The 23,000-nt window shown below is 40.3% G+C and carries 17 protein-coding genes, 18 tRNA genes, 1 rRNA gene and 1 pseudogene; 31 read left to right on the top strand and 6 right to left on the bottom strand.

Annotated elements, in window-relative coordinates; genetic code table 11:
• Positions 1 to 108: 108 nt before the first annotated feature.
• The 19 genes from rrf to BLS46_RS08710 all read left to right on the top strand — a co-directional run bounded on the left by rrf (position 109) and on the right by BLS46_RS08710 (position 1,896).
• Positions 109 to 224: ribosomal RNA gene (gene rrf / locus BLS46_RS08800) — 5S ribosomal RNA — on the top strand.
• 29 nt (positions 225 to 253) lie between these two features.
• Positions 254 to 326, top strand: a tRNA-Val gene (locus BLS46_RS08795).
• A gap of 2 nt (positions 327 to 328) precedes the next feature.
• Positions 329 to 401: transfer RNA gene (locus tag BLS46_RS08790), tRNA-Asp, on the top strand.
• Between the two features lie 22 nt (positions 402 to 423).
• Positions 424 to 496: transfer RNA gene (locus tag BLS46_RS08785), tRNA-Lys, on the top strand.
• Between the two features lie 5 nt (positions 497 to 501).
• Positions 502 to 583 (top strand) — tRNA-Leu (locus BLS46_RS08780).
• 12 nt (positions 584 to 595) lie between these two features.
• Positions 596 to 668 (top strand) — tRNA-Thr (locus BLS46_RS08775).
• A 21-nt stretch (positions 669 to 689) separates the two neighbouring features.
• Positions 690 to 761 (top strand) — tRNA-Gly (locus tag BLS46_RS08770).
• Positions 762 to 768: 7 nt separating this feature from the next.
• Positions 769 to 854: transfer RNA gene (locus tag BLS46_RS08765), tRNA-Leu, on the top strand.
• A gap of 11 nt (positions 855 to 865) precedes the next feature.
• Positions 866 to 939, top strand: a tRNA-Arg gene (locus BLS46_RS08760).
• A gap of 16 nt (positions 940 to 955) precedes the next feature.
• A tRNA-Pro gene (locus BLS46_RS08755) sits at positions 956 to 1,029 on the top strand.
• 5 nt (positions 1,030 to 1,034) lie between these two features.
• A tRNA-Met gene (locus BLS46_RS08750) sits at positions 1,035 to 1,108 on the top strand.
• Positions 1,109 to 1,121: 13 nt separating this feature from the next.
• Positions 1,122 to 1,195, top strand: a tRNA-Ile gene (locus BLS46_RS08745).
• 11 nt (positions 1,196 to 1,206) lie between these two features.
• Positions 1,207 to 1,296, top strand: a tRNA-Ser gene (locus BLS46_RS08740).
• Positions 1,297 to 1,308: 12 nt separating this feature from the next.
• A tRNA-Met gene (locus BLS46_RS08735) sits at positions 1,309 to 1,382 on the top strand.
• A 3-nt stretch (positions 1,383 to 1,385) separates the two neighbouring features.
• Positions 1,386 to 1,458, top strand: a tRNA-Phe gene (locus tag BLS46_RS08730).
• Positions 1,459 to 1,473: 15 nt separating this feature from the next.
• Positions 1,474 to 1,544 (top strand) — tRNA-Gly (locus BLS46_RS08725).
• 34 nt (positions 1,545 to 1,578) lie between these two features.
• Positions 1,579 to 1,652: transfer RNA gene (locus BLS46_RS08720), tRNA-Ile, on the top strand.
• A gap of 8 nt (positions 1,653 to 1,660) precedes the next feature.
• Positions 1,661 to 1,748, top strand: a tRNA-Ser gene (locus tag BLS46_RS08715).
• Positions 1,749 to 1,808: 60 nt separating this feature from the next.
• A tRNA-Ser gene (locus tag BLS46_RS08710) sits at positions 1,809 to 1,896 on the top strand.
• A 122-nt stretch (positions 1,897 to 2,018) separates the two neighbouring features.
• Here BLS46_RS08710 and BLS46_RS08705 read toward each other — a convergent pair.
• Positions 2,019 to 3,196 (bottom strand): annotated as a pseudogene (locus BLS46_RS08705) (ISL3 family transposase).
• A gap of 220 nt (positions 3,197 to 3,416) precedes the next feature.
• Between BLS46_RS08705 and BLS46_RS08700 the strand changes: the two are divergent.
• A complete protein-coding gene (locus BLS46_RS08700) occupies positions 3,417 to 4,121 on the top strand; it encodes a hypothetical protein (RefSeq protein ID WP_093587015.1) in 705 nt (234 codons plus the stop codon).
• 104 nt (positions 4,122 to 4,225) lie between these two features.
• Here BLS46_RS08700 and birA read toward each other — a convergent pair whose 3' ends face one another.
• Positions 4,226 to 5,164, bottom strand: coding sequence for a bifunctional biotin--[acetyl-CoA-carboxylase] ligase/biotin operon repressor BirA (gene birA / locus BLS46_RS08695; protein WP_093587013.1), 939 nt, complete (start codon positions 5,162 to 5,164; stop codon positions 4,226 to 4,228).
• A complete protein-coding gene (locus BLS46_RS08690; RefSeq protein ID WP_093587011.1) occupies positions 5,161 to 6,021 on the bottom strand; it encodes an AraC family transcriptional regulator in 861 nt (286 codons plus the stop codon). Before BLS46_RS08690 ends, birA begins: the two co-directional genes overlap by 4 nt.
• Before the next feature lie 107 nt (positions 6,022 to 6,128).
• Here BLS46_RS08690 and BLS46_RS08685 point away from each other — a divergent pair, with 107 nt between their 5' ends.
• The 9 genes from BLS46_RS08685 to BLS46_RS08645 all read left to right on the top strand — a co-directional run bounded on the left by BLS46_RS08685 (position 6,129) and on the right by BLS46_RS08645 (position 17,164).
• On the top strand, positions 6,129 to 8,291 hold the full coding sequence (locus tag BLS46_RS08685) for an alpha-galactosidase (protein ID WP_093587009.1): 2,163 nt from the start codon (positions 6,129 to 6,131) through the stop codon (positions 8,289 to 8,291).
• A 12-nt stretch (positions 8,292 to 8,303) separates the two neighbouring features.
• Positions 8,304 to 9,554: an extracellular solute-binding protein gene (locus BLS46_RS08680; protein WP_093587007.1), complete on the top strand. Its 1,251-nt coding sequence runs from the start codon at positions 8,304 to 8,306 to the stop codon at positions 9,552 to 9,554.
• Positions 9,555 to 9,572: 18 nt separating this feature from the next.
• Positions 9,573 to 10,445 (top strand): carbohydrate ABC transporter permease, encoded by an 873-nt coding sequence (locus tag BLS46_RS08675; protein WP_045616733.1) that lies wholly within the window; start codon positions 9,573 to 9,575, stop codon positions 10,443 to 10,445.
• Positions 10,446 to 10,461: 16 nt separating this feature from the next.
• Complete coding sequence (locus tag BLS46_RS08670; RefSeq protein ID WP_000711270.1) at positions 10,462 to 11,295, top strand: carbohydrate ABC transporter permease; 834 nt, start codon at positions 10,462 to 10,464, stop codon at positions 11,293 to 11,295.
• Between the two features lie 200 nt (positions 11,296 to 11,495).
• Positions 11,496 to 12,938 (top strand): sucrose phosphorylase, encoded by a 1,443-nt coding sequence (gene gtfA / locus BLS46_RS08665; protein WP_093587005.1) that lies wholly within the window; start codon positions 11,496 to 11,498, stop codon positions 12,936 to 12,938.
• A gap of 131 nt (positions 12,939 to 13,069) precedes the next feature.
• Positions 13,070 to 14,263 (top strand): O-antigen ligase family protein, encoded by a 1,194-nt coding sequence (locus tag BLS46_RS08660; protein WP_025170970.1) that lies wholly within the window; start codon positions 13,070 to 13,072, stop codon positions 14,261 to 14,263.
• A 143-nt stretch (positions 14,264 to 14,406) separates the two neighbouring features.
• The gene (locus BLS46_RS08655) at positions 14,407 to 14,850 is read left to right on the top strand and encodes a MarR family winged helix-turn-helix transcriptional regulator (protein ID WP_093587003.1); all 444 of its coding nucleotides are present in this window, start codon (positions 14,407 to 14,409) and stop codon (positions 14,848 to 14,850) included.
• A gap of 72 nt (positions 14,851 to 14,922) precedes the next feature.
• Positions 14,923 to 15,651 carry an ATP-binding cassette domain-containing protein gene (locus tag BLS46_RS08650; protein ID WP_093587001.1) on the top strand — a complete coding sequence of 243 codons (729 nt, stop codon included), beginning with the start codon at positions 14,923 to 14,925 and terminating at the stop codon, positions 15,649 to 15,651.
• Positions 15,644 to 17,164, top strand: a complete 1,521-nt coding sequence (locus BLS46_RS08645) for an ABC transporter permease/substrate-binding protein (protein WP_093586999.1) — start codon at positions 15,644 to 15,646, stop codon at positions 17,162 to 17,164. The genes BLS46_RS08650 and BLS46_RS08645 overlap by 8 nt, the downstream gene beginning before the upstream one ends.
• Before the next feature lie 90 nt (positions 17,165 to 17,254).
• Here the strand turns inward: BLS46_RS08645 and BLS46_RS08640 are convergent, their stop codons facing one another.
• On the bottom strand, positions 17,255 to 17,587 hold the full coding sequence (locus BLS46_RS08640) for a glucuronide permease (RefSeq protein WP_093586997.1): 333 nt from the start codon (positions 17,585 to 17,587) through the stop codon (positions 17,255 to 17,257).
• A 26-nt stretch (positions 17,588 to 17,613) separates the two neighbouring features.
• Positions 17,614 to 18,168, bottom strand: a complete 555-nt coding sequence (locus tag BLS46_RS08635; RefSeq protein ID WP_093587017.1) for a TetR/AcrR family transcriptional regulator — start codon at positions 18,166 to 18,168, stop codon at positions 17,614 to 17,616.
• 132 nt (positions 18,169 to 18,300) lie between these two features.
• Here BLS46_RS08635 and BLS46_RS08630 point away from each other — a divergent pair, with 132 nt between their 5' ends.
• Together BLS46_RS08630 and BLS46_RS08625 are read left to right on the top strand one after the other, a co-directional pair.
• Entirely contained in the window at positions 18,301 to 19,200 is a 900-nt protein-coding gene (locus tag BLS46_RS08630) for a cation diffusion facilitator family transporter (RefSeq protein WP_093586995.1), read from the top strand.
• A 109-nt stretch (positions 19,201 to 19,309) separates the two neighbouring features.
• Positions 19,310 to 21,835 carry an ABC transporter ATP-binding protein/permease gene (locus BLS46_RS08625; protein WP_093586993.1) on the top strand — a complete coding sequence of 842 codons (2,526 nt, stop codon included), beginning with the start codon at positions 19,310 to 19,312 and terminating at the stop codon, positions 21,833 to 21,835.
• 51 nt (positions 21,836 to 21,886) lie between these two features.
• Here the strand turns inward: BLS46_RS08625 and galR are convergent, their stop codons facing one another.
• Complete coding sequence (gene galR / locus BLS46_RS08620) at positions 21,887 to 22,891, bottom strand: DNA-binding transcriptional regulator GalR (protein ID WP_093586991.1); 1,005 nt, start codon at positions 22,889 to 22,891, stop codon at positions 21,887 to 21,889.
• Positions 22,892 to 23,000 lie beyond the last annotated feature (109 nt).

Genomic DNA, 23,000 nt, shown 5'->3' with positions numbered 1-23,000 from the left:
GACTAATACTAATAGCTCGAGGACTTATCCAAAGTAACTGAGAATACGAAGTGTAAGGTTTTCTTGGTATTTGATAGATATTCAATTTTGAGTAGGTATTACTCAGAGTTAAGTGACGATAGCCTAGGAGATACACCTGTACCCATGCCGAACACAGCAGTTAAGCCCTAGAACGCCGGAAGTAGTTGGGGGTTGCCCCCTGTGAGATATGGAAGTCGCTTAGCAGAATAGGAAGTTTAGAGGCTTCCTTTTTGGGAGTTTAGCTCAGCTGGGAGAGCATCTGCCTTACAAGCAGAGGGTCAGCGGTTCGATCCCGTTAACTCCCATAGGTCCCGTAGTGTAGCGGTTATCACGTCGCCCTGTCACGGCGAAGATCGCGGGTTCGATTCCCGTCGGGACCGTAAGATAACGGAAGTTATTTTAGACTCGTTAGCTCAGTTGGTAGAGCAATTGACTTTTAATCAATGGGTCACTGGTTCGAGCCCAGTACGGGTCATATTTGCGGGTTTGGCGGAATTGGCAGACGCACCAGATTTAGGATCTGGCGCTTAACGGCGTGGGGGTTCAAGTCCCTTAACCCGCATAGTAGGAATTAGCCGGCTTAGCTCAGTTGGTAGAGCATCTGATTTGTAATCAGAGGGTCGCGTGTTCAAGTCATGTAGCCGGCATTAAAGCTAGAAGAGGTCGATGCGAACGTAGTTCAGTGGTAGAACACCACCTTGCCAAGGTGGGGGTCGCGGGTTCGAATCCCGTCGTTCGCTTAGAGAGGCCGGGGTGGCGGAACTGGCAGACGCACAGGACTTAAAATCCTGCGATTGGAAACGATCGTACCGGTTCGATCCCGGTCCTCGGCATATAATAATGAGCACCCTTAGCTCAACTGGATAGAGTACCTGACTACGAATCAGGCGGTTAGAGGTTCGAATCCTCTAGGGTGCATTTTTTCTATTTAACTCGGGAAGTAGCTCAGCTTGGTAGAGTACTTGGTTTGGGACCAAGGTGTCGCAGGTTCGAATCCTGTCTTCCCGATTGATGGCGGTGTAGCTCAGCTGGCTAGAGCGTCCGGTTCATACCCGGGAGGTCGGGGGTTCGATCCCCTTCGCCGCTATAAAGATCTTGTTGGACCTTTAGCTCAGCTGGTTAGAGCTCTCGGCTCATAACCGAGTGGTCGTAGGTTCAAGTCCTACAAGGTCCATTATATATTTTGGAGGATTACCCAAGTCTGGCTGAAGGGAACGGTCTTGAAAACCGTCAGGCGTGTAAAAGCGTGCGTGGGTTCGAATCCCACATCCTCCTTATTATTATTAACGCGGGATGGAGCAGCTCGGTAGCTCGTCGGGCTCATAACCCGAAGGTCGTAGGTTCAAATCCTGCTCCCGCAATTTGGCTCGGTAGCTCAGTTGGTAGAGCAATGGATTGAAGCTCCATGTGTCGGCGGTTCGATTCCGTCTCGCGCCATTTTATAATAGTTATGCGGGTGTAGTTTAGTGGTAAAACTACAGCCTTCCAAGCTGTTGTCGCGAGTTCGATTCTCGTCACCCGCTTTGAACTTTGTTCAAATTACCAAGTTTTTGACTTGGGCGCGTAGCTCAGGTGGTTAGAGCGCACGCCTGATAAGCGTGAGGTCGGTGGTTCGAGTCCACTCGTGCCCATTAAAGTAGGAGAATTACTCAAGAGGCTGAAGAGGACGGTTTGCTAAATCGTTAGGTCGGGTAACTGGCGCGGGGGTTCGAATCCCCCATTCTCCGTATACAGAGTGCTGTGACGTGAGTGTGGGGAGTTCGTATAAACTTATTAATTAATATTTTGGAGAATTACTCAAGAGGCTGAAGAGGACGGTTTGCTAAATCGTTAGGTCGGGTAACTGGCGCGGGGGTTCGAATCCCCCATTCTCCGTGATATAATTTGAGAATCTTTATCAACTCTAGTGGGTTGGTAAAAAGTCATATTCTGGAGAGAGCCACATTGGCACTCTCCTTTTTTTCGGCTCTTTGTCAACTGTAGTGGGTTGAAGTCAGCTAAGATCGAGAAAGGACGAAATTCGTCCTTTCTTTTTTGATGTTCAGAGCGATAAAAATCCGTTTTTTGAAGTTTTCAAAGTTTCGAAAGCCAAAGGCATTTCTTTTGATGAGTTTGATGAGATTATTAGTCGCTTCCAATTTTGCGTTGGAATAGAGTAATTGAAGGGCGTTGACGATTTTCTCTTTATCCTTGAGGAAGGTTTTTAAGACAATCTGAAAAAGAGGATGAACCTGCTTTAGATTGTCCTCAATGAGTCCGAAAAATTTCTCCGGCTCCTTATTCTGAAAGTAAAAAAGCAAGAGATGGTAGAGCTTATAGTGGTGTTTCAAGTCTTCTGAATAGCTCAAAAGCTTGTCTAGAATTTCTCTATTCGTTAAGTGCATACGAAAAGTAGGGCGATAAAATCTCTTATCGCTGAGTTTACGGCTATCTTGTTGAATGAGCTTCCAGTAACGTTTGATAGCCTTGTATTCATGGGATTTTCTATCGAATTGATTCATCATTTGGACTCGCACACGGCTCATAGCACGGCTAAGATGTTGTACAATGTGAAAGCGATCTAGAACGATTTTAGCACATGGAAAAAGCTGTTTAGCCAAGTCATAGTAGGGACTAAACATATCCATAGTAATGATTTTCACCTGACAACGAACAGCTCTATCGTATCGAAGAAAATGATTTTGGATGACAGCTTGTGTTCTTCCCTCAAGAACAGTGATGATATCGAGTTTTTCAAAGTCCTGAGCAATAAAGCTCATCTTTCCCTTGGTGAAGGCATACTCGTCCCAAGACATAATCTCAGGAAGTCGGTTAAAATCATGTTTAAAGTGAAAGTCATTGAGCTTGCGAATGACAGTTGAAGTTGAAATGGAAAGCTGGTGAGCGATATCGGTCATAGGAGTTTTTTCAACTAGTTTTTGAGCAATGATAGCACTTTAAACGGCGTTTTTTAAGGAGAATTCTAGTAGGCATGTTAGTCGTTTCAGGGTAAGGAATCTTAGACGGTTTTTGAAAGTCATATTTCTTCATTTGACTTGCAATCAGGACAAGATGGAGCCTCATAATCCAGTTTAGCGATAATCTCCTTGTGGGTATCCATATTGATAATATCTACACTCTTGATGTTAGGGTCTTTAATGTCTAGTAGGTTTGTGATAAAATGTAATTGTTCCATATGATTCTTTCTAATGATGGTTTGGTCGCTTTTCATTACAGATCTTATGGGACTTTTTTCTAGGCTACATAATTTCCATAGTGGTTTTACTCACTACAGAATTATAGAGCTCTATTATCTAATGCTGTTTCAGTAACTTTCATACTAGAAAAATCATAAATAGACTAGATTTAGTGATATACTAGGGTTAGGGACTTCAAGTGGCTGGGGGATAATCAATATGAAAAATGGAGTAAAATTTCATAGTATTTTTTATAGATTTATACTATTTATCTTTGTAGTATTTCTAACTGTGATTTCAATGATCTTAGATGCAAAAAAAGCGCAAATTCGCTTTTTTAACCTATCCTTGACTATCGGGCAAAAGGAGTTGAGGATTGTTACAGTTGTGGTTTTGCTCCTTACTTTTCTTTTATCTTTCATGTTCAAATGGAAATGTTCGATTCATAAAGAAGGGATTTATCTAAGAAAAATTGATTTATTTGTAGATTGGAATGCGATTAGAGGTCTTAGCCATATCTGGATCAATGAATATCATCGTGGACCTCATGGTTTCCCGTTCTATAATCGTAAGACGCTGGTTATTTATAGAGAAAATTATCAACCGATTTGCCTTTATAATATTCCAATATTGGCCTTATATGTGGCTAAATGTTATCATCCAAAATTAAAAACCAATATAGTTTCAGCAACGTTAGCAAGTCTCTTCAATATGGCTTTAAATGCATGGTTCTTGTATGAGATGTTTAGTAAAAATTTGGTGAATATAAAAGCTGAAGTCTTTATGTTTTGGCTGCTTTTATATGCTGTTAAAGTTTTTGCGCTGCCATTGATTATGCTTGGATATGAGAATCACTGCTATGGAGCTTCTTTGGCACATAGCACGGCATATAAAAAGAATGCCTCGAAAGCTATTCACCTGTAAAGTGTTGGTAGGAAGCCAGCTATTTATATATCTGTTACTTTCTACATTCAAAAAGCACTATATGCTTGCTAGATGAGGTTCTAGACATCATATAGTGCTGTTTGTTAAGTCCAGCTAGTGAGTGAGATTTCACCACTATTAAGCCAGATTTCTGTCTGGTCATCAAGCTGAATAAGGAGTTGTCCTTTGTCGGAGATGTCTTTGGCAACTCCTTTTTTTTCAGTCTGATCTTGGATAAAACTGACCTCTCTTCCTAGAACAAGAGAGTGTTCTTTATAAAGATAGAGTAGTTCTTCGGGTGCTGTTTGGTAGAAACAACGCCAAATTTCTGAGATTAGTTCGTTTCGTGTGATAGGAGCTGGTGGTGTAAAGATACTTCCAGCTTTTTCTTTTATCTCTTTGGGAAAATCCCTGATGGCAAAGTTGATTCCAACGCCGATAATGACGTCTGTTACTAGGCCTGTTTCCACGGATGTCATGGCTTCGGTGAGGATACCTGCTATTTTTTTATTTTTAAAGTAGATATCATTTACCCATTTGATACCCACGTCAATCAAGGTGAGGTTTTTAATAGCTTTGTAAATGGCACCTGCTGTAAGTAATGTGTAGGCAGGAAGCTGGTCATAGGCGAGATTTGGCTGAATATGTAATGACATATAAATACCTCCCTGAGCAGGAGAGTAGTAAGGGCGTTGAAAGCGACCACGACCTGCTGTTTGACATGTAGAAAGATAGAGACTATTTCCCTGGCTTCCACCTTCAATACCTTCTTTTGCATCTGTTTGAGTAGATTTTGTTTCAGGTTTGTAGAGAATGATTAAGTTGGTTTTATCTTGAATCAAATCAGGTAGGATCAAATCGCCTTGAATAAGTTTGTAACCTTTATTTTTAATACTGTCAATCACGAGCCCTTCTTGTTGGAGGCGTTGGATTGCTTTCCAGATGGATGTACGACTTAACGACAGTTCTTCTGCAATTTTTTCTCCGCTAACATAGTCGTTTTCTCTAGCTAATATTTGGTAGACTAGTTGGTGTGATTTCATTGATTTTCCTTTCTAGCTAAGAGGGAGTGAGAGAGTTCTTTTCGAGTTTGACTCGGTGTTTTATGAAAAAACTGTTTGTAGGCTTTTGAGAAATGTAATGGATCTGAAAAACCCACGGAGTATGCAATGACTTTGATCGTTTCGTTGGTATGTTCTAGTAACTGTTGCGCACGGTTCATTCGAACGAAAAGCAAATATTCTTTTGGAGAGAGTTGGTGAAATTCTTTAAACACACTAGTTAAGTAACTTCTATGAACTGATAGCTCTTTAGCTAAATCTTGAATGGTGAGCAATTGTGGATAGTGACTATCTATCAATCGTTTGCAGTCAAGATAGAGTTGGTGGGTTGATGAAATATTCTTTTTTTTCTGATTGGGAGCAATAGTTCCTAAATGAAACATTAATTCATGGAGTTGCCCCATGATATGGAGTTGAGCCAATTCATTTGATTTTGTTATCTGAGCGAAACGGACAATACTATCGATGAGGTTTGCAGTTGTCTGTGTATGACAGTTTTTTGATTGGATGAGGTAGGATTGATTAGAAATTTGAGACAGAGCAAAATAGTCAGGTGCTCTCCCTCCAGTAATCCCCAACCAGTAATAAGCCCAAGGATCCTGGCTATTTGCTTGATAGAAGGTTAATTCATCTGGTTTTAGTAAAAAGAAATCTCCTGCCTTTAAATCAACAATTTTACCCTTATAATGAAATTGACCTTTTCCTTTAGTAATGTAATGTAGTACATAGGTATCTCGAATAGCTGGGCCAAAAGAGTAGTTAGGCGTACATTCTTCATAACCGTAAAAGCTAAGAGAAAGATCAATTGTTCCAGTCTGGTATTCTGAAAAAACGAGCATGTGCCACCTCCTACCTAACATTTTACCATACTTTGTAGACATTTCTCTATTTTAGAAAGCGCTTTTATGTGATAAAATTTTATCAAGAAATCGAAGAGGTGAAATATATGGGAGTTCGAATAGAGAATAATCTATTTTACGTTGAGAGTAAAGGTCTAAGTTTGATTATTGAAAATAGGGATGGGTTCTTATTATTAAAACATTTAGGAAAGACCATTAAGAACTATAGAGGTGTCAATAGTGTTTATGAACGCGATCATGCTTTTTCAGCTAATCCTATAGCTACTAATCGAGCCTTTAGTTTGGATACGCAACGTCAGATTTTTGGACAACATGGTTTGGGTGACTTTAGAAAACCAACCTTACAGGTTCAGCATGATGCAACTGAAGTAACAGACTTTCGATTTGTAGAAGCAAAGATTTTAAAAGGTCAGAATGGTCCACAGGGATTACCTTCTCCACATAGCATGGACGATACAGAGACTCTTGCCTTGATTTTAAAAGATTCTAAGGCTCAACTTAGTCTTACTTTGTATTATACTGCTTTTGATAATGATGCGACAATTGCTAGCTACAGCAAATTGGAAAATAATAGTAATCAAGAAGTTGTCATCCACAAGGACTTTTCTTTTATGGCTGATTTTCCTGCCGCAGCTTACAAAATAGTGACTTTACAGGGAGCTTATGCTCGTGAAAAGACTGTCCGACGTCAACAGGTAGAACAAGGAATCTTTTCAATTAGTTCGAACCGTGGTGCTTCTGGGCATGCTCAAACACCAGCTCTTCTATTATGTGATCAAGGAGTCACAGAGGATGCTGGAAATGTGTTTGCCCTGCAACTACTGTATAGTGGAAACTTTGAAGCTTTTGTCCAAAAAAATCAACTGGATGAAGTTCGGGTGGCTATTGGCATTAACCCGGAAAACTTTTCTTGGAAGTTAAATCCTGAGGAAAATTTTGAAACACCGGTAGCTTTAGTGACCTTTTCAGATAAGGGATTAACTGGTATCAGTCATGAAAGTCAGAATTTTGTACTTAAGCACATTATGCCAAGTCAGTTTTCTAAAAAAGAACGTCCAATTCTAATCAATAACTGGGAAGCAACTTACTTTGACTTTCAGAGAGAAAAACTGTTAGAGTTGGCAGATGAGGCTAAGAAAGTTGGAATTGAACTTTTTGTATTAGATGATGGGTGGTTTGGCAATCGCTTTGATGATAATCGTGCTTTAGGTGATTGGGTTGTTAATGAGAAAAAACTGGGTGGAAGCCTAGAAAGTCTGATTTCAGCTATCCATGAAAGAGGTTTACAGTTTGGGCTCTGGTTAGAACCTGAAATGATTTCTGTTGATAGTGATTTGTATCGTAAACATCCTGACTGGGCTATTCAGGTTCCAGGATATGAGCATACCTATTCTAGAAATCAATTAGTACTTAATCTTGCCAATCCTCAGGTAGTAGAATATTTGAAAAATGTCTTAGATGAACTCCTCTCTCATCATAAGATTGACTACATCAAATGGGATATGAACCGCAATATCACTAACTTAGGGAATGGTTCAGCTTATCTGGAAACTCAGATGCAATCTCATCAGTACATGCTGGGACTTTATGAACTTGTTTCTTATCTAACAGAGAAGCACAGCCATATTCTCTTTGAGTCCTGCTCTGGTGGTGGTGGACGAAATGATCTTGGCATGATGCGCTATTTCCCACAAGTCTGGGCTAGTGATAATACTGATGCCATTGCACGTTTACCAATTCAATACGGCTCATCCTATCTCTATCCAACTATTTCCATGGGAGCTCATGTGTCAGCAGTACCAAATCATCAGATGGGACGAATGACACCATTGGAAACTCGTGGTCATGTGGCAATGATGGGAAATCTGGGCTATGAGCTTGATTTGACAAGTTTATCAGATGAAGAGAAGGCTGAGATTGCTAATCAGGTGAACTTGTATAAAGAATTGCGGCCAGTAATCCAGTTGGGAAACCAGTATAGGTTAATCAATCCCGATGCTGAATCCAATGAAGTAGCTGTACAATTTAACTATGGAAATCAAACGATTGTAACCTACGTCCGAGTCTTATCAGTTGTGGAAACAATAGAAACAACTTTAAAGTTAAAAGATTTGGATGAAGAGGGACGGTATGAATTACAGGAAAATGGTGTAGTTTACTCAGGTGCAGAACTCATGTATGCGGGTATTACTATGGAGCTTCCGCAGGGAGATTATCTCAGCAGGCAGTTACATTTCATTAGAAGATAAGGAGATAAAATCATGAGATGGTATAAAAAGATGAGCTTAATTGCTACTACAGGACTCTGCCTTTTGGGACTGTCAGCTTGCAGTAGCCAAGAGGAGTCAACTGATGGCAAGGTAACGATTGAGTTTTTTAACCAGAAGACCGAGATGGCGGATACCTTGCAAAGGATAGTGGATGATTTTGAGAAGGAACACCCTACTATTGATGTAAAACTGACGACTGTTCCCGCAGCTGGAATTGTTCTGAAGACTCGGATTTTATCAGGAGATGTTCCAGATATTATTAATATCTATCCTCAAAATATGGATTTTCAGGAGTGGGCGAAGGCAGGCTATTTTGCAGATATGACAGGGAAATCTTATCTTGAGAACATCAAGAACGACTATGCCGAAAAGTATGCAATCAATAACAAGGTTTATAGTGTGCCTTTAACGGCCAATCTTTATGGAATCTATTACAATAAAACAAAGTTTAAAGAATTAGGACTTGAGGAACCGAAGACTTTTAAAGAGTTTCAAGAGATTGTTAAAAAGATAAAAGATAGTGGGAATTCTCCATTTGCAGTTGCAGGCAATGAAGGCTGGACATTAAATGGTTACCACCAACTTTCTCTCATTACTATTACAGGTAGTGGAGATGCGGCTAATAACTACCTTCGCTTTTCAAAACCAAACGCTATCTCTGCAGATGATGCTATTTTAAAAGCCGATGCAGAACGACTAGATTTATTGGCAGATAATGCTCAAGATGGTTGGCGTGGTGCTTCTTATAATGATGCGGTGGTGGCTTTTTCAAGTGGAAATGCTCTCATGATGCCTCAAGGATCATGGGCATTAGCAGCAATTAATCAACAGGATCCTAAATTTGAGGTAGGCATGTTTGCATTCCCAGGAGAAGAAGTAGGAAAAGAAGTTACTGTTGGTGCAGGGGACATGGCATTATCAACTTCGGCTACTACTAAACATCCGAAAGAAATCGAAGAATTTATCAGCTATATGACTAGTCCAAAAGCTATGCAATCATATTATAATGTAGATGGTTCACCAGTTGCTGTAAAAGGTATACAGGAAAAAGAAGACTCAGCGCTTACAGAGATTTCTAAACTGGCATTTACGGATAAACATTATGTTTGGTTGGGCCAACACTGGAATTCTGAAGAAGATTTTTTTAATCTAAGCGCAGGTTATCTGATGGATAAAAATCTGAAAAATATGGCAAACAATCTCAATGCTTTCTTTAATCCAATGAAGGCAGATTTGGACTAGAATAGGAGTTAAGATGATATGGCTATTCGAAAATTTTTAAATAAATACTGGGGTTGGACTTTTTTGCTCATCCCGCTTGCTTTACAAGCGATCTTCTTTTACTTTCCGATGGTGCAAGGTGCTTTCTATAGTTTGACTAACTGGACTGGATTGACCTATAATTACAAATTTGTTGGTTTGAATAACTACAAATTGCTTATGATTGATGGGAAATTCTTCACAGCGATTGCTTTTACTTTGATTTTAACTCTGGCATTGATTATTGGAGAGATTACGATTGGGATGGTTGTGGCACGAGCCTTAAATTCTAAGATGAAGGGACAGACCTTCTTTAGAGCTTGGTTCTTTTTCCCGGCTGTTTTGTCTGGTTTGACAGTTTCCTTGATTTTTAAACAATTCTTCAACTATGGTCTTCCAACGATTGGAAGAATTTTAGGGATTGGTTTTTTACAAGAGAGTCTATTAGGAACACCTGTAGGAGCGGTAGTGGCAACTATTTTTGTTCTTCTGTGGCAAGGAGTAGCAATGCCAATTATTCTCTTTCTTGCTGGTCTTCAGAGTATTCCAACCGATATTTTAGAAGCAGCATCAATCGATGGTGCAACAAGCAAACAAACTTTTTGGAAGATTGAATTACCCTATTTGCTACCAACGATTTCTATGGTTTTTATTCTGGCTCTTAAGTCCGGTTTGACAGCCTTTGACCAAATTTTTGCCTTGACGAGTGGTGGTCCAAATAATGCTACAACGTCTCTTGGACTTTTAGTCTACAACTATGCTTTCAAGAGTAATCAATATGGATATGCGAATGCAATTGCCTTGATTTTATTCTTAATTATTGGAATTGTTTCTCTTATCCAAATCAAGCTATCAAAGAAATTTGAAATCTAATAGAGGAGTCCTACACATGAAAAAAGAAGAAAAATTGAATCAGTTTTGGAAATATGTCCTCTTGATAGTCGGTGGTATTCTTATACTTGTTCCTTTGTTGGTAACGGTTTTCAGTTCCTTCAAGACAACCAAGGATATCATGAATCATTTCTTTAGTTTGCCCAATCCTTTTACATTAAGTAACTATGAACGCTTGATTTCGGATGGGATTGGAGGCTATTTCTGGAATTCAGCTGTTATTACGGTGTTATCATTGATTGTAGTAGCTTTCTTTATACCAGCTGCAGCTTATTCCATTGCTCGAAATATGTCCAAGAAAAAAGCCTTTGCAATTATGTATTCGCTCTTGATTTTAGGTATATTTGTTCCATTTCAGGTGATTATGATTCCTATCACAGTTATGATGAGTAAACTCGGTCTAGCAAATATGTGGGGGCTAGTAATACTCTACCTAACTTATGCTATTCCACAGACTCTCTTCTTGTATGTTGGTTATATAAAAATCAGTGTACCAGATAGTTTGGATGAAGCTGCGGAAATCGATGGGGCTGATCGTTTTACAATTTATCGTCGAATCATTTTTCCAATGCTGAAGCCCATGCATGCGACAACTTTGATTATCAATGCACTATGGTTCTGGAATGACTTTATGTTGCCACTGTTGATTCTGAATAAGGATTCCAAGATGTGGACTTTGCCTCTCTTCCAATACAACTACCAAGGTCAGTACTTCAATGACTATGGCCCAAGTTTTGCATCTTATATTGTGGGAATTGTAACGATAACCATTGTCTACCTCATCTTCCAAAAACATATCATTTCAGGAATGAGTAACGGAGCAGTGAAGTAAGAAGTGCTTAGGGAATCTATAATTCCATACACAGATGAACGGTTTAGCTTATTGACAATTCTATGTAGAAAACAAGAAAGTTGTACTTAGTTGCTTGCGGTTTAGTACGAGTTCAATGTGAACAAAAATCTAAAAATATCTTTCATTTACGAAGCCAGGTCATATAAGACTTGGCTTTCATCAGAAAAAGGAGAACATCTATGACCATTCAAAATAAAACTATGTTGATTACTTACTCAGATAGTCTTGGAAATAACCTTAAAGACTTGTATGAGAATTTGGAAGAACATTTTGGCGATGCTATTGGGGGAGTTCACCTTCTACCATTTTTCCCGTCAACAGGAGATCGTGGATTTGCACCAGTTGACTATGATGAAGTGGATCCAGCGTTTGGTGATTGGGAGGATGTTAAGCGTTTAGGTGAGAAATATTATCTTATGTTTGACTTTATGATTAACCATATTTCTCGTCAATCTAAGTATTATAAGGACTATCAAGAAAAACATGAAGCTAGTGAATTTAAAGAGCTCTTTCTAAACTGGGACAAGTTTTGGCCGGAAAATCGTCCGACACAAGCTGACGTAGATTTAATCTACAAGCGTAAGGATCGTGCACCAAAGCAAGAGATTGTATTTGCAGATGGTTCAGTGGAACATTTGTGGAATACCTTTGGTGAGGAGCAGATTGATCTTGATGTGACCAAAGAAGTAACGATGAGATTCATCCGTAAGACGATTCAACATCTAGCAAGTAACGGGTGTGATTTGATTCGTCTAGATGCCTTTGCTTATGCAGTGAAGAAATTGGATACCAATGATTTCTTTGTGGAACCAGATATTTGGAATTTATTGGACAAAGTTCGAGATATCGCTGCTGAGTATGGGGCAGAGCTCTTACCTGAGATTCATGAACACTATTCGATTCAGTTTAAAATAGCGGACCATGATTACTATGTTTACGATTTTGCCCTTCCAATGGTAACCCTTTATACTCTTTACAGTTCCAGAACAGAGCGCTTGGCTAAGTGGTTAAAGATGAGCCCGATGAAGCAATTTACGACACTAGATACCCATGATGGGATTGGAGTGGTGGATGTCAAGGATATCCTGACCGATGAGGAAATTGACTATGCTTCAAATGAGCTCTATAAGGTTGGAGCGAATGTCAAACGTAAGTACTCTAGTGCAGAGTATAACAATCTAGATATCTACCAAATCAATTCAACCTATTATTCTGCGCTTGGAGATGATGATGTCAAGTACTTCCTCGCTCGTCTGATTCAAGCTTTTGCTCCAGGCATTCCTCAGGTTTACTATGTGGGTCTATTAGCAGGAAAAAATGACTTGAAATTATTAGAAGAAACTAAGGAAGGTCGAAATATTAATCGTCATTACTATAGCAATGAGGAAATAGCAGAAGAAGTTCAACGTCCTGTGGTGAAGGCTCTTCTCAATCTATTTTCTTTCCGTAATCGATCAGAGGCCTTTGATATAGAAGGAACTATAGAGGTGGAAACACCAACGGAATACAGCATTGTGATTAAACGTCAAAATAAAGACAAGTCCGTAACAGCAGTAGCAGAAATTGATTTGCAAAGTCAGACCTATCAAGTATTGGAAAACGGCAGAAAAATTCAGTTCTAGTGCCATATTAATGAAAGAGTTTTTTGTGGCGAAAACGTGTTCATTGTTCCCAAATGACGGAAAAAATGGTAGAATATAAAGATAGTTTAGCATTTATCTTCTGGAGAAATCCAGAACAGAAAGGATCCGTTTTGAAATCAATTGGATTACTGGATAAGATAAGAGGGCTTTCGAAAAAAGATTTCTTTTTGTATTTGATGATCATAAGTATCTTTTTACCTTTTTATTTATTCTTAGCGCTCTTTGCTTTATATTTGATAGGTTTACTTGTTACTGGGGAGATGAAGGGAATTATCAAAGGATTAGCCAAACATCCTGTACTTCTCTTTTTTATTGCCTACAGTAGTATCATCTCCATCGTCGCCAAGAACTGGCTTGGATTGGTTGCATCTTTACTGATGTTTCTCTTCCTCATTTTCTTTAGTTTTTATCAGAAACGTCTGACGCATGCTTTCTTTCGACTGATTCTGCAGACAATCTTGTTTGGTAGTGTGCTCTCTGCTGTTTTTGCTACTTTGGAGCATTTCCAAATTGTAAAGAAATTTAACTACGCCTTTCTTTCGCCCAATATGCAAGTATGGCACCAAAACCGTGCAGAGGTGACCTTCTTTAATCCTAACTACTATGGGATCATTTGTTGCTTCTGTATCATGATTGCCTTTTACCTCTTTACAACGACGAAGCTAAGATGGTTGAAAGTCTTTTGTGTGCTAGCAGGTTTTGTGAATCTATTTGGTTTGAATTTTACGCAAAATAGAACAGCCTTTCCTGCCATCATCGCTGGTGCCATCATTTATCTCTTTACAACCATTAAAAACTGGCGTGCCTTCTGGCTCAGTATTGGAGTTTTCGGGATTGGCCTTTGTTTCCTCTTCTCAAGCGATTTGGGTGTCCGTATGGGAACCCTAGATTCTTCAATGGAGGAACGTGTTTCAATCTGGAATGCGGGTATGACTTTGTTTAAGCAAAATCCGATCTGGGGTGAGGGTCCGCTGACCTATATGAATTCTTTCCCGAGAATCCATGCACCTTATCACGAACACGCGCATAGTCTTTACATCGATACTATTTTAAGTTATGGTTTGATTGGAACCATTCTCTTATCCATTTCTTCGGTTATCCCGGTTCACATGATGATGGATATGAGTCAGGAGTCTGGGAAACGACCAATTATCGGTCTTTATCTCTCCTTCCTTACAGTAGTCGCTGTACATGGAATTTTTGACTTGGCTCTCTTCTGGGTACAGTCAGGATTCATCTTCTTGCTGGTTATGTGCAGTTTACCACTGGAACACCGAACACTTGTGTCCGAAATGACAGATTAAGTTAATAAACAGTGAAGATCTTCTACTCTAGGCAGGAGGTCTTTTTTGTTGGTGGAAATTATTTCTAAATCGAAATAGTTGACAGATGGAATGAGAGGTGTTACAATGAAAACAATTCGATATAGAAACAAATTGGAGAGGTCGTGAAAGATAGTCATTTGGTAGCCCATCATATTCGTTTATTGAATGGGCGGATTTTTCAAAAGTTATTGAGTCAGGATCCTGAGGCTCTTTATCGGAGTGAACAGGGAAAGATTTTAGCGGTTTTATGGAATAGTGAGACAGGTTGTGCAACTGCGACAGATATTGCGCTGGCGACTGGTCTTGCTAACAATACGCTCACAACCATGATAAAGAATCTTGAGGAGCAAAACCTGGTCATCATTAGCCCATGTGGAATAGATAAGAGAAAGAAATATGTTAAGCTAACGGAGCAAGGTTGGTCCCAAAAAGAAGTTGGCCATCGCATCAGTCAAAAGTTGGATGCTATTTTTTATAAAGGATTCTCTGAGGAAGAAATTCGCCAGTTTGAAAGTTATCAGGAACGCATTTTGGACAATCTGAAAGAGAAAGCAAATGAGGAATAAAATAGATTAAATTAGTTAATAAGAGGTTGGTAACTTGACCAACCGAGGGAAGTTTTAAATTGAGGACAAAGAATGATTGAATATAAAAATGTAGCGCTACGCTATACAGAAAAAGATGTCTTGAGAGATGTCAATTTACGGATTGAGAATGGGGAGTTCATGGTTTTAGTTGGACCTTCTGGGTCCGGTAAGACGACCATGATTAAGATCATTAACCGTCTTTTGGAACCAACTGATGGAAATATTTATATGGATGGCAAGCGCATCAAAGACTATGATGAGCGTGAACTTCGTCTTTCTACTGGTTATGTTTTACAGGCCATTGCTCTGTTTCCCAATCTAACGGTTGCAGAAAATATTGCCCTCATTCCTGAGATGAAGGGCTGGAGTAAGGAAGAAATAGCGACGAAAACAGAAGAGCTTTTAGCTAAGGTTGGTTTACCGGTAGCTGACTATGGGAATCGACTTCCGAGTGAATTATCTGGTGGAGAACAGCAACGGGTTGGTATTGTCCGTGCTATGATTGGTCAGCCTAAGATTCTCCTCATGGATGAACCTTTTTCAGCCTTGGATGCTATTTCGAGAAAACAGCTACAGGTTCTGACGAAAGAATTGCATAAAGAGTTTGGAATGACAACGATTTTTGTGACCCATGATACGGATGAAGCTTTGAAATTGGCGGACCGTATTGCTGTTTTGCAGGACGGAGAGATTCGTCAGGTGGCGAATCCCGAGACCATTTTAAAAGCTCCTGCAACGGACTTTGTAGCAGACTTGTTTGGAGGTAGTGTTCATGACTAATTTGATATCAACTTTTCAGGAGCGTTTTGGTGATTGGGTAACAGCTCTATCTCAACATTTGCAGTTGTCGCTTTTGACTTTGTTACTAGCTATTTTTATTGCTATTCCCTTGGCTGTTTATCTTCGATATCATGAGAAGTTGGCGGACTGGGTCTTGCAGATTGCAGGGATTTTCCAGACCATCCCGTCTCTAGCCTTGTTGGGGCTCTTTATCCCTTTGATGGGAATTGGGACCTTGCCTGCTTTGACGGCTCTAGTGATCTATGCGATTTTCCCAATTTTGCAAAATACCATCACTGGGCTAAAGGGAATTGATCCAAGTCTACAAGAGGCTGGGATTGCCTTTGGTATGACCAGGTGGGAGCGTCTCAAGAAGTTTGAAATTCCACTTGCCATGCCTGTCATTATGTCTGGGATTCGGACGGCAGCGGTCTTGATTATCGGTACGGCAACCTTGGCTGCCTTGATTGGTGCAGGGGGACTGGGTTCCTTTATCCTTTTGGGAATTGACCGCAATAATACCAGTCTGATTTTGATTGGGGCCCTTTCTTCTGCAGTGCTGGCCATTGCCTTTAACTTCCTACTAAAAGTGATGGAAAAAGCAAAATTGAGAACGATTTTCTCTGGTTTTGCCTTGGTGACCTTATTGCTCGGTCTGTCTTATAGTCCAGCCCTCTTAGCTCAAAAAGAGAAAGAAAACTTGGTGATTGCTGGAAAATTGGGACCGGAACCAGAAATTTTGGCCAATATGTATAAGTTGCTGATTGAAGAGAATACCAGTATGACTGCGACTGTTAAACCAAATTTTGGGAAAACAAGCTTCCTCTATGAAGCTCTGAAAAAAGGCGATATTGACATCTATCCTGAATTTACTGGTACTGTGACTGAAAGTCTACTTCAACCATCACCGAAAGTAGGTCATGAGCCAGATCAGGTTTATCAAGTGGCGCGTGATGGCATTGCCAAACAGGATCATCTGGCCTATCTCAAACCTATGTCTTATCAAAATACCTACGCTGTAGCTGTTCCGAAAAAGATTGCTCAAGAATATGGCTTGAAGACCATTTCGGACTTGAAAAAAGTTGAAGGGCAGCTGAAGGCCGGTTTTACACTCGAATTTAATGATCGTGAGGATGGCAATAAGGGTTTGCAATCAATGTATGGTCTCAAGCTTAATGTAGCAACCATGGAGCCAGCTCTTCGCTATCAGGCGATTCAGTCAGGTGATATTCAAATCACGGATGCCTATTCGACCGATGCGGAATTGGCGCGTTATGATTTACAGGTCTTGGAAGATGACAAGCAACTCTTCCCACCTTATCAAGGGGCTCCTCTGATGAAAGAAGCTCTTCTTAAGAAACACCCAGAGTTGGAAACGGTGCTTAATAAACTGGCTGGTAAAATTTCTGAAAGCCAGATGAGCCAGCTCAACTATCAAGTCGGTGTTGAAGGCAAACCAGCAGAACAAGTAGCCAAAGAATTTCTACAAGAACAAGGTTTGTTGAAGAAATAAAAAGAGAGGAAAGTCAGTGGTAGCTACTAGCCACTTTCCTCAGCAGACAAAATCCCATCTCGTCTATAATTCGAGATGGGATTTTTAGTGTTAGAGTAAGATAAGCAAGAGCGTGATCAAAGCTGCTAGTGTGCCCCTTATAATGTGGTGCGATATATGTTGACTTTCTTGCTGTTGCCCATTCCAGTAAGCACCGTAGCAGATGATGCTAGAGCCCACTATCCATAAGACGACAGTTGCAAGCGGGACAAAGAAAAAGACAGCAAGAGCTAGTGAGGTGAGACAGCTCCCTACCAAGATACACATATTTCCCCGACAGTAATTTTTTTCTTTCATAGCTGCAAAAGCTGCCGCGAGATGAAGGAGGGAGAAAATAAGAGCCAATACAATCGTCAGTATTCCTAGGATAATAGAATTTAACATGGTTGATTCCTTTCTTCGTGACAGGATTAAATTTCGAGTGATTTTGTAGAAGTCATCTCAATCACATCTAAGTAAAATCTCACTACTTGGTCTTCTGTATAGGATTTTCCTTTTTTTAGCCACCAGGTCAGTGTTTCGATAAAGTTGGTTACTACAAAATGTTTGAGGTAGGAAGCCGGAATGTTTGGATAGGCCTCTTGCAAGTCATCCGCCACCATGGGATAGACGTGGTGTTCGAGTTCCTTGTGTAGTTGGCGGAGGAAGTAGTCGTTTTTGGAAAAAAGGAGACTGGTGACATGATCCTGGTTTTTCTGAAAATGTAAAAAGATATGAGCGAGGTAGTCCTCGGTAGTAAGGTGTTCTTCCCTTTCAAAGAGATGATGAAAGAGGTAGCGACAGAGCTCATCTAAAAGGAGTTCCTTACTTTCGTAATGACAGTAAAAAGTTGAACGTCCAACATCTGCTAGGTCAATGATATCCTGAACAGTAGTGGCATCATAGCCTTTGTCGTTCAAAAGTTGTAAAAAAGCTTGATAGATAGCTTTTTTAGTCTTGCTGACTCGACGGTCTCTTTTTGGCATATAGACACTTGAGACAAACTGTTCAGAACTGAACATGGCTGACAGTTTGTTTCTATCCTTTCTTTGAATTTTATTAGATAATACAAATGAAAGAAGTATGTATATACCCATTATACCAAAGGAGGGAGAGAAATGAGTTCTAAAACATCTATCTGGCTAGCCTTTTTCTTGAATCTATCATTTTCTGTTGTCGAATTTATTTTTGGGGGCATCTTCAATTCAAGTGCTGTATTAGCGGATGCGGTTCATGATTTGGGCGATGCTCTTGCCATAGGTTTATCAGCTTGTTTGGAAACTATTTCCAATCGTCAGGAAGACAAACGTTATACTCTTGGTTATAAACGCTTCAGTCTGCTAGGCGCCATGCTGACTGCCTTGATCCTTTTGACAGGATCTGTTATGATGCTCTTGGAGAATATTCCTCGCCTCCTATCGCCACAGCCTGTCAACTACCAAGGGATGCTGTGGTTGGGAGTTATTGCGATTCTTATCAATCTCTTGGCTAGTCTGATTGTTCGTAAGGGTCAGACCAAGAACGAAGCTATCCTGACCTTGCATTTTTTAGAAGATATTCTGGGTTGGCTAGCGGTTATTCTGGTTGCTGGTATTTTGTATGTGACAGACTGGTACTTTCTTGATCCGCTCTTATCACTCTTGATTTCTAGTTTTATCCTCTGGAAAGCCATTCCTCGCTTTTGGTCAACACTTAAGATTTTCTTAGATGCTGTGCCTGAAGGGGTCGAGACTGCCGAGCTAGAGAAAGAGTTAGCAGCGCTAGCTAATGTTAAAAGTGTTAATCAACTCAGTATTTGGTCTATGGATGGTTTAGAAAAAAATGCCATTGTTCATGTTTGTCTAGAAGAGATTGAACATATAGAGTATTGTAAAGAATCCATTCGTAATTTACTCAAAGATTATGGCTTTCAAAATGTTACCATTGAAATTGATGCAAACCTAGCAAGTCACCGAGCCCATAAGCGAAAAATTGAGGAGTTGGAAGTAGGTCAAAGTCATGGACATCATCATTCATAAGAAGTCGATTTTCCATTTGTTGATTATTTTTGATGAATTGTAAATGTAACATATTTACTCCAGTATGAAATTGTGATAGACTACATATATCACTGAAAGGGGATAGGCGATGTTACAGCTACAGCACATTTCAAAAGTCTATCATACGGGCGATCAAGAGTTCCACGCGCTAAAGGATATCTCGATTTGCTTCCGTGAGAGTGAGTTTGTCTCCATTCTCGGGCAATCGGGTTCTGGGAAAACCACCCTATTAAATATCATCGGGGGACTCGACCAATACACATCTGGTGATTTACTCATCCAAGGAAAATCAACAAAGCAATTTAAAGACCGCGATTGGGATAGCTACAGAAACCACACCATCGGTTTCGTCTTTCAGTCTTATAATCTCATCGGGCACCAAACTGCACTCTCTAACGTAGAAATTGCAATGACTCTTTCGGGCGTTTCAAAAACAGAACGTAAGAAACGTGCTATCGAAGTGCTCGAACGCGTAGGCCTAAAAGACCATTTATACAAGAAACCAAGTCAAATGTCTGGGGGACAAATGCAACGAATCGCGATTGCGCGTGCTCTTGTTAATGATCCAAAAGTCGTTTTAGCCGACGAACCGACAGGAGCGCTCGATTCTGAGACTTCTGTTCAAATCATGGATTTATTAAAAGACATCGCCAAGGAACGTTTGGTTATCATGGTGACGCATAACCCAGAGCTGGCACAGAAGTACTCCACACGTATCGTACAAGTATTAGATGGAAACATCTTGAGCGACTCAAACCCATGCAAACCAACAGAGGAGACAAAGCAAGTCGACATCCAGTTCACGAAGACGAAGATGAGCTTTATAACCGCTCTTGTACTTTCCTTTAATAACCTATTGACGAAGAAAGGTCGTACCTTACTAACAGCTTTTGCGGGTTCCATCGGGATTATCGGGATTGCCCTTATCTTAGCCCTTTCAAATGGTGTGAGTGACTACGTTAAAAAGGTGCAGGAAGATACTCTCGTCTCTCTCCCACTGACGATTAGCGAGCAGAACCAGAGCAACTTGTTGGCGACCTCTCCAGATTTGAGCGAGAAGCCTTACAAGGATAATCATGAGCTGGGTATCAATACGATTTTAACGAATTTATTGAAAAAACAAATCGGAAAGAACGACTTAGCTTCCTTCAAGACTTACTTGGAGGAACACGCTTCGAAGGTCGAATCTCTCACAAAAGACATTCGTTACCGATACAATTTACAACCGTTTATCTATGCAAGTGATACTTCCAACGGACCCAAAAGTATTCTGCCTTCAACCTTAGCTGATGAAGTAGAAACAGCGAATCAAACGATGAAGGGATACTTACAAAACCTCAACTACTGGAGTGAACTTTCTAGTGATTCTTCAATGCTAGAAAGCAAGTACGACGTGTTGGGAGGACGTTTCCCACAAGATAAGTCCGAGCTCGTCCTTATCGTAGATGAAAACAATCAAATTAGCGATTTGTTGCTCTATAGTTTACGTATCAAAGAACCTAGTGAATTGAACGATACGAAGAAGCTCGACGAACTCTCTTCTCAAACGTATCAATATAGTGATTTTATCGGAAAAACTTTCAAAGCAGTTGTCAATACAAAGCGCTTTGTGAAAGAAAATAACTTATGGGTCAATAAGATTGATAATGCTTCTTATATGAAAACTCAAATCGAGAATGGGCTCCAACTTAAAATTGTGGGTGTCCTTCGCCAAAAAGAAGGCACAAGTTCAGGCGTGAATGCTCCTTCAGGAGGAATCGCCTACACAAGCGCCCTTATTGATTACACTTCCGAACACATTCAAAATAGTGATATCGTTAAGGAACAGGAAGCCAATCAAAATCTAAATGTATTTACGGGTAAAGACTTTTCCAAAGATCCTAAACCATTCAGCTCGGAGAATTTAACCGAAGAAGAAAAAATTCAGTTGGCTAAAATGACGCCTGAAGAACAGGCGCAGTATATCCAACAATATAACGACAATTCAGCTTCAACTTATGAGGAAAACCTCGCAAAAATGGGCGTCATCAACAAATCCAAACCAGCTGCCATTGAGCTCTACACCTCTTCGTTCCAACAAAAACAAGACTTAAAAGAGTTCATAAACGCCTATAACACAGCGAAAAAAGAAGCTGGAGAAGACGATAAGGTACTCGCTTATTCAGATGATATCCAAACTATCATGTCTTCTATTACGACATTGGTTGGCGTAGTGACAACTGTGCTCGTTGGCTTTGTGGCCATCTCACTCATTGTATCTTCTATAATGATTTCGATTATCACGTATATTTCAGTTCTCGAACGTACAAAAGAAATCGGAATCCTACGTGCAATGGGGGCTTCGAAGAAAGATATTCGTCGTATCTTCACTGCTGAAACAGCCATCGAAGGATTGATCTCTGGGGCGCTCGGTATCGCGATTACCTTTCTTGCGACATTTCCAATCAATGCGATTGTTGCGAAAATGACAAATGTGGGAAATGTAGCGCAATTACCAATAGAAGTAGCTCTAATCCTTATCGGTATTTCGATTGTCCTTACCATGTTAGCCGGTCTAATCCCTTCACGCATCGCTGCTAAGAAAGACCCAGTCGAATCGCTTCGTAGCGAATAACAACTAAACCACAAAAAGGTGGATAAAGGAATATTTCTTTATTCACTTTTTCTATTCGTTCCTTGTACTTTCTCTCAAAGTCAGTCTAGTTCCCAGCATGGTCAGGCTAGGAATTTTCCGACCATGGAGAACTTCCTTATTAAGAATATCCATACCTGCTCGGCCCATTTCTTCGGTATAGACCGTGATGCTCGATAGGGGAGGATAGACCTGCTTGGTCAGGCTGGTGTCGTTAAAAGAAATGAGACTGACACGGTCTGGTAGGCTAATTCCAGCTTCTTGGAGGGCACGGAGGGCGCCGATGGCTAAACTATCGCTGGCGGCGAAAAAGGCTGGTGGGAGTTGTTCTCCCAACTTGTGAATGGCCTCCTTCATCAAGTCATAGCCAGACTGGGCAGTAAAGCTCCCCTGAAAGACCAGTTCTTCATGGTAGATACCTTTTGCTTGGGAAATGTCTTTGAAATTTTCAAGTCGCTTATCCTGAATGATCTCTTCTTGGTCGGTTGTTTCCTCAAGGCCTGTTAGAATGCCAATCCGATCCAGTCCCTGACTGAGGAAATGGTCTACAACTTGTTTCACAGCAGTGTAAAAGTCCGTGATAATGCAGGTGTGTCCCAACGAGAGGGTGTCACTGTCTATAAAGACTAAAGGCTTTTGGTATTCTTCAAAGGCAGAAATCTGTGATCGGCTGAACTTTCCAATACAGAGTATCCCGATCACTTCCTCGCTCAGAGTAAAAGGATGGTCGTTAAAATAGCGCAAGATATCATAGTCCAACTCTTGGGCTCTTTTTTCAATACCGAGACGAATTTGATAGTAGTAGAGATCGTCCAACTCCCCTTGTTCGCTGACCCATTGGATAATGGCAATCTTTTGCTTGGGTTTGTGGGATTCGCCTGTCTTGAGATGCTTAGTATAGCCCAGCTCTTCAGCGACAGTTAAAATACGGTGTCTGGTTTCTTCTGTAACAGATAGACTCTGGTCGCGATTGAGGACACGAGATACGGTCGCGATAGAGACAGAGGCTAGCTGTGCAATGTCTTTTAATGTAGCCATAAATCCTCCTTCTTTTAAGTTAGTATATCATATTTTTCTGCTTTTTACTGATAGTTTAGTAAAAGTTTAGTAAAAAGGATTGACCTTGGCAAATCCCTTGGATACAATA

The sequence above is a fragment of the Streptococcus sp. NLAE-zl-C503 genome (genome assembly GCF_900104285.1).
Taxonomy (GTDB): Bacteria; Bacillota; Bacilli; order Lactobacillales; family Streptococcaceae; genus Streptococcus.
The sequence above is the reverse complement of the archived record's forward strand: the minus strand, read 5'-3'. Positions and strand labels throughout refer to the sequence as shown.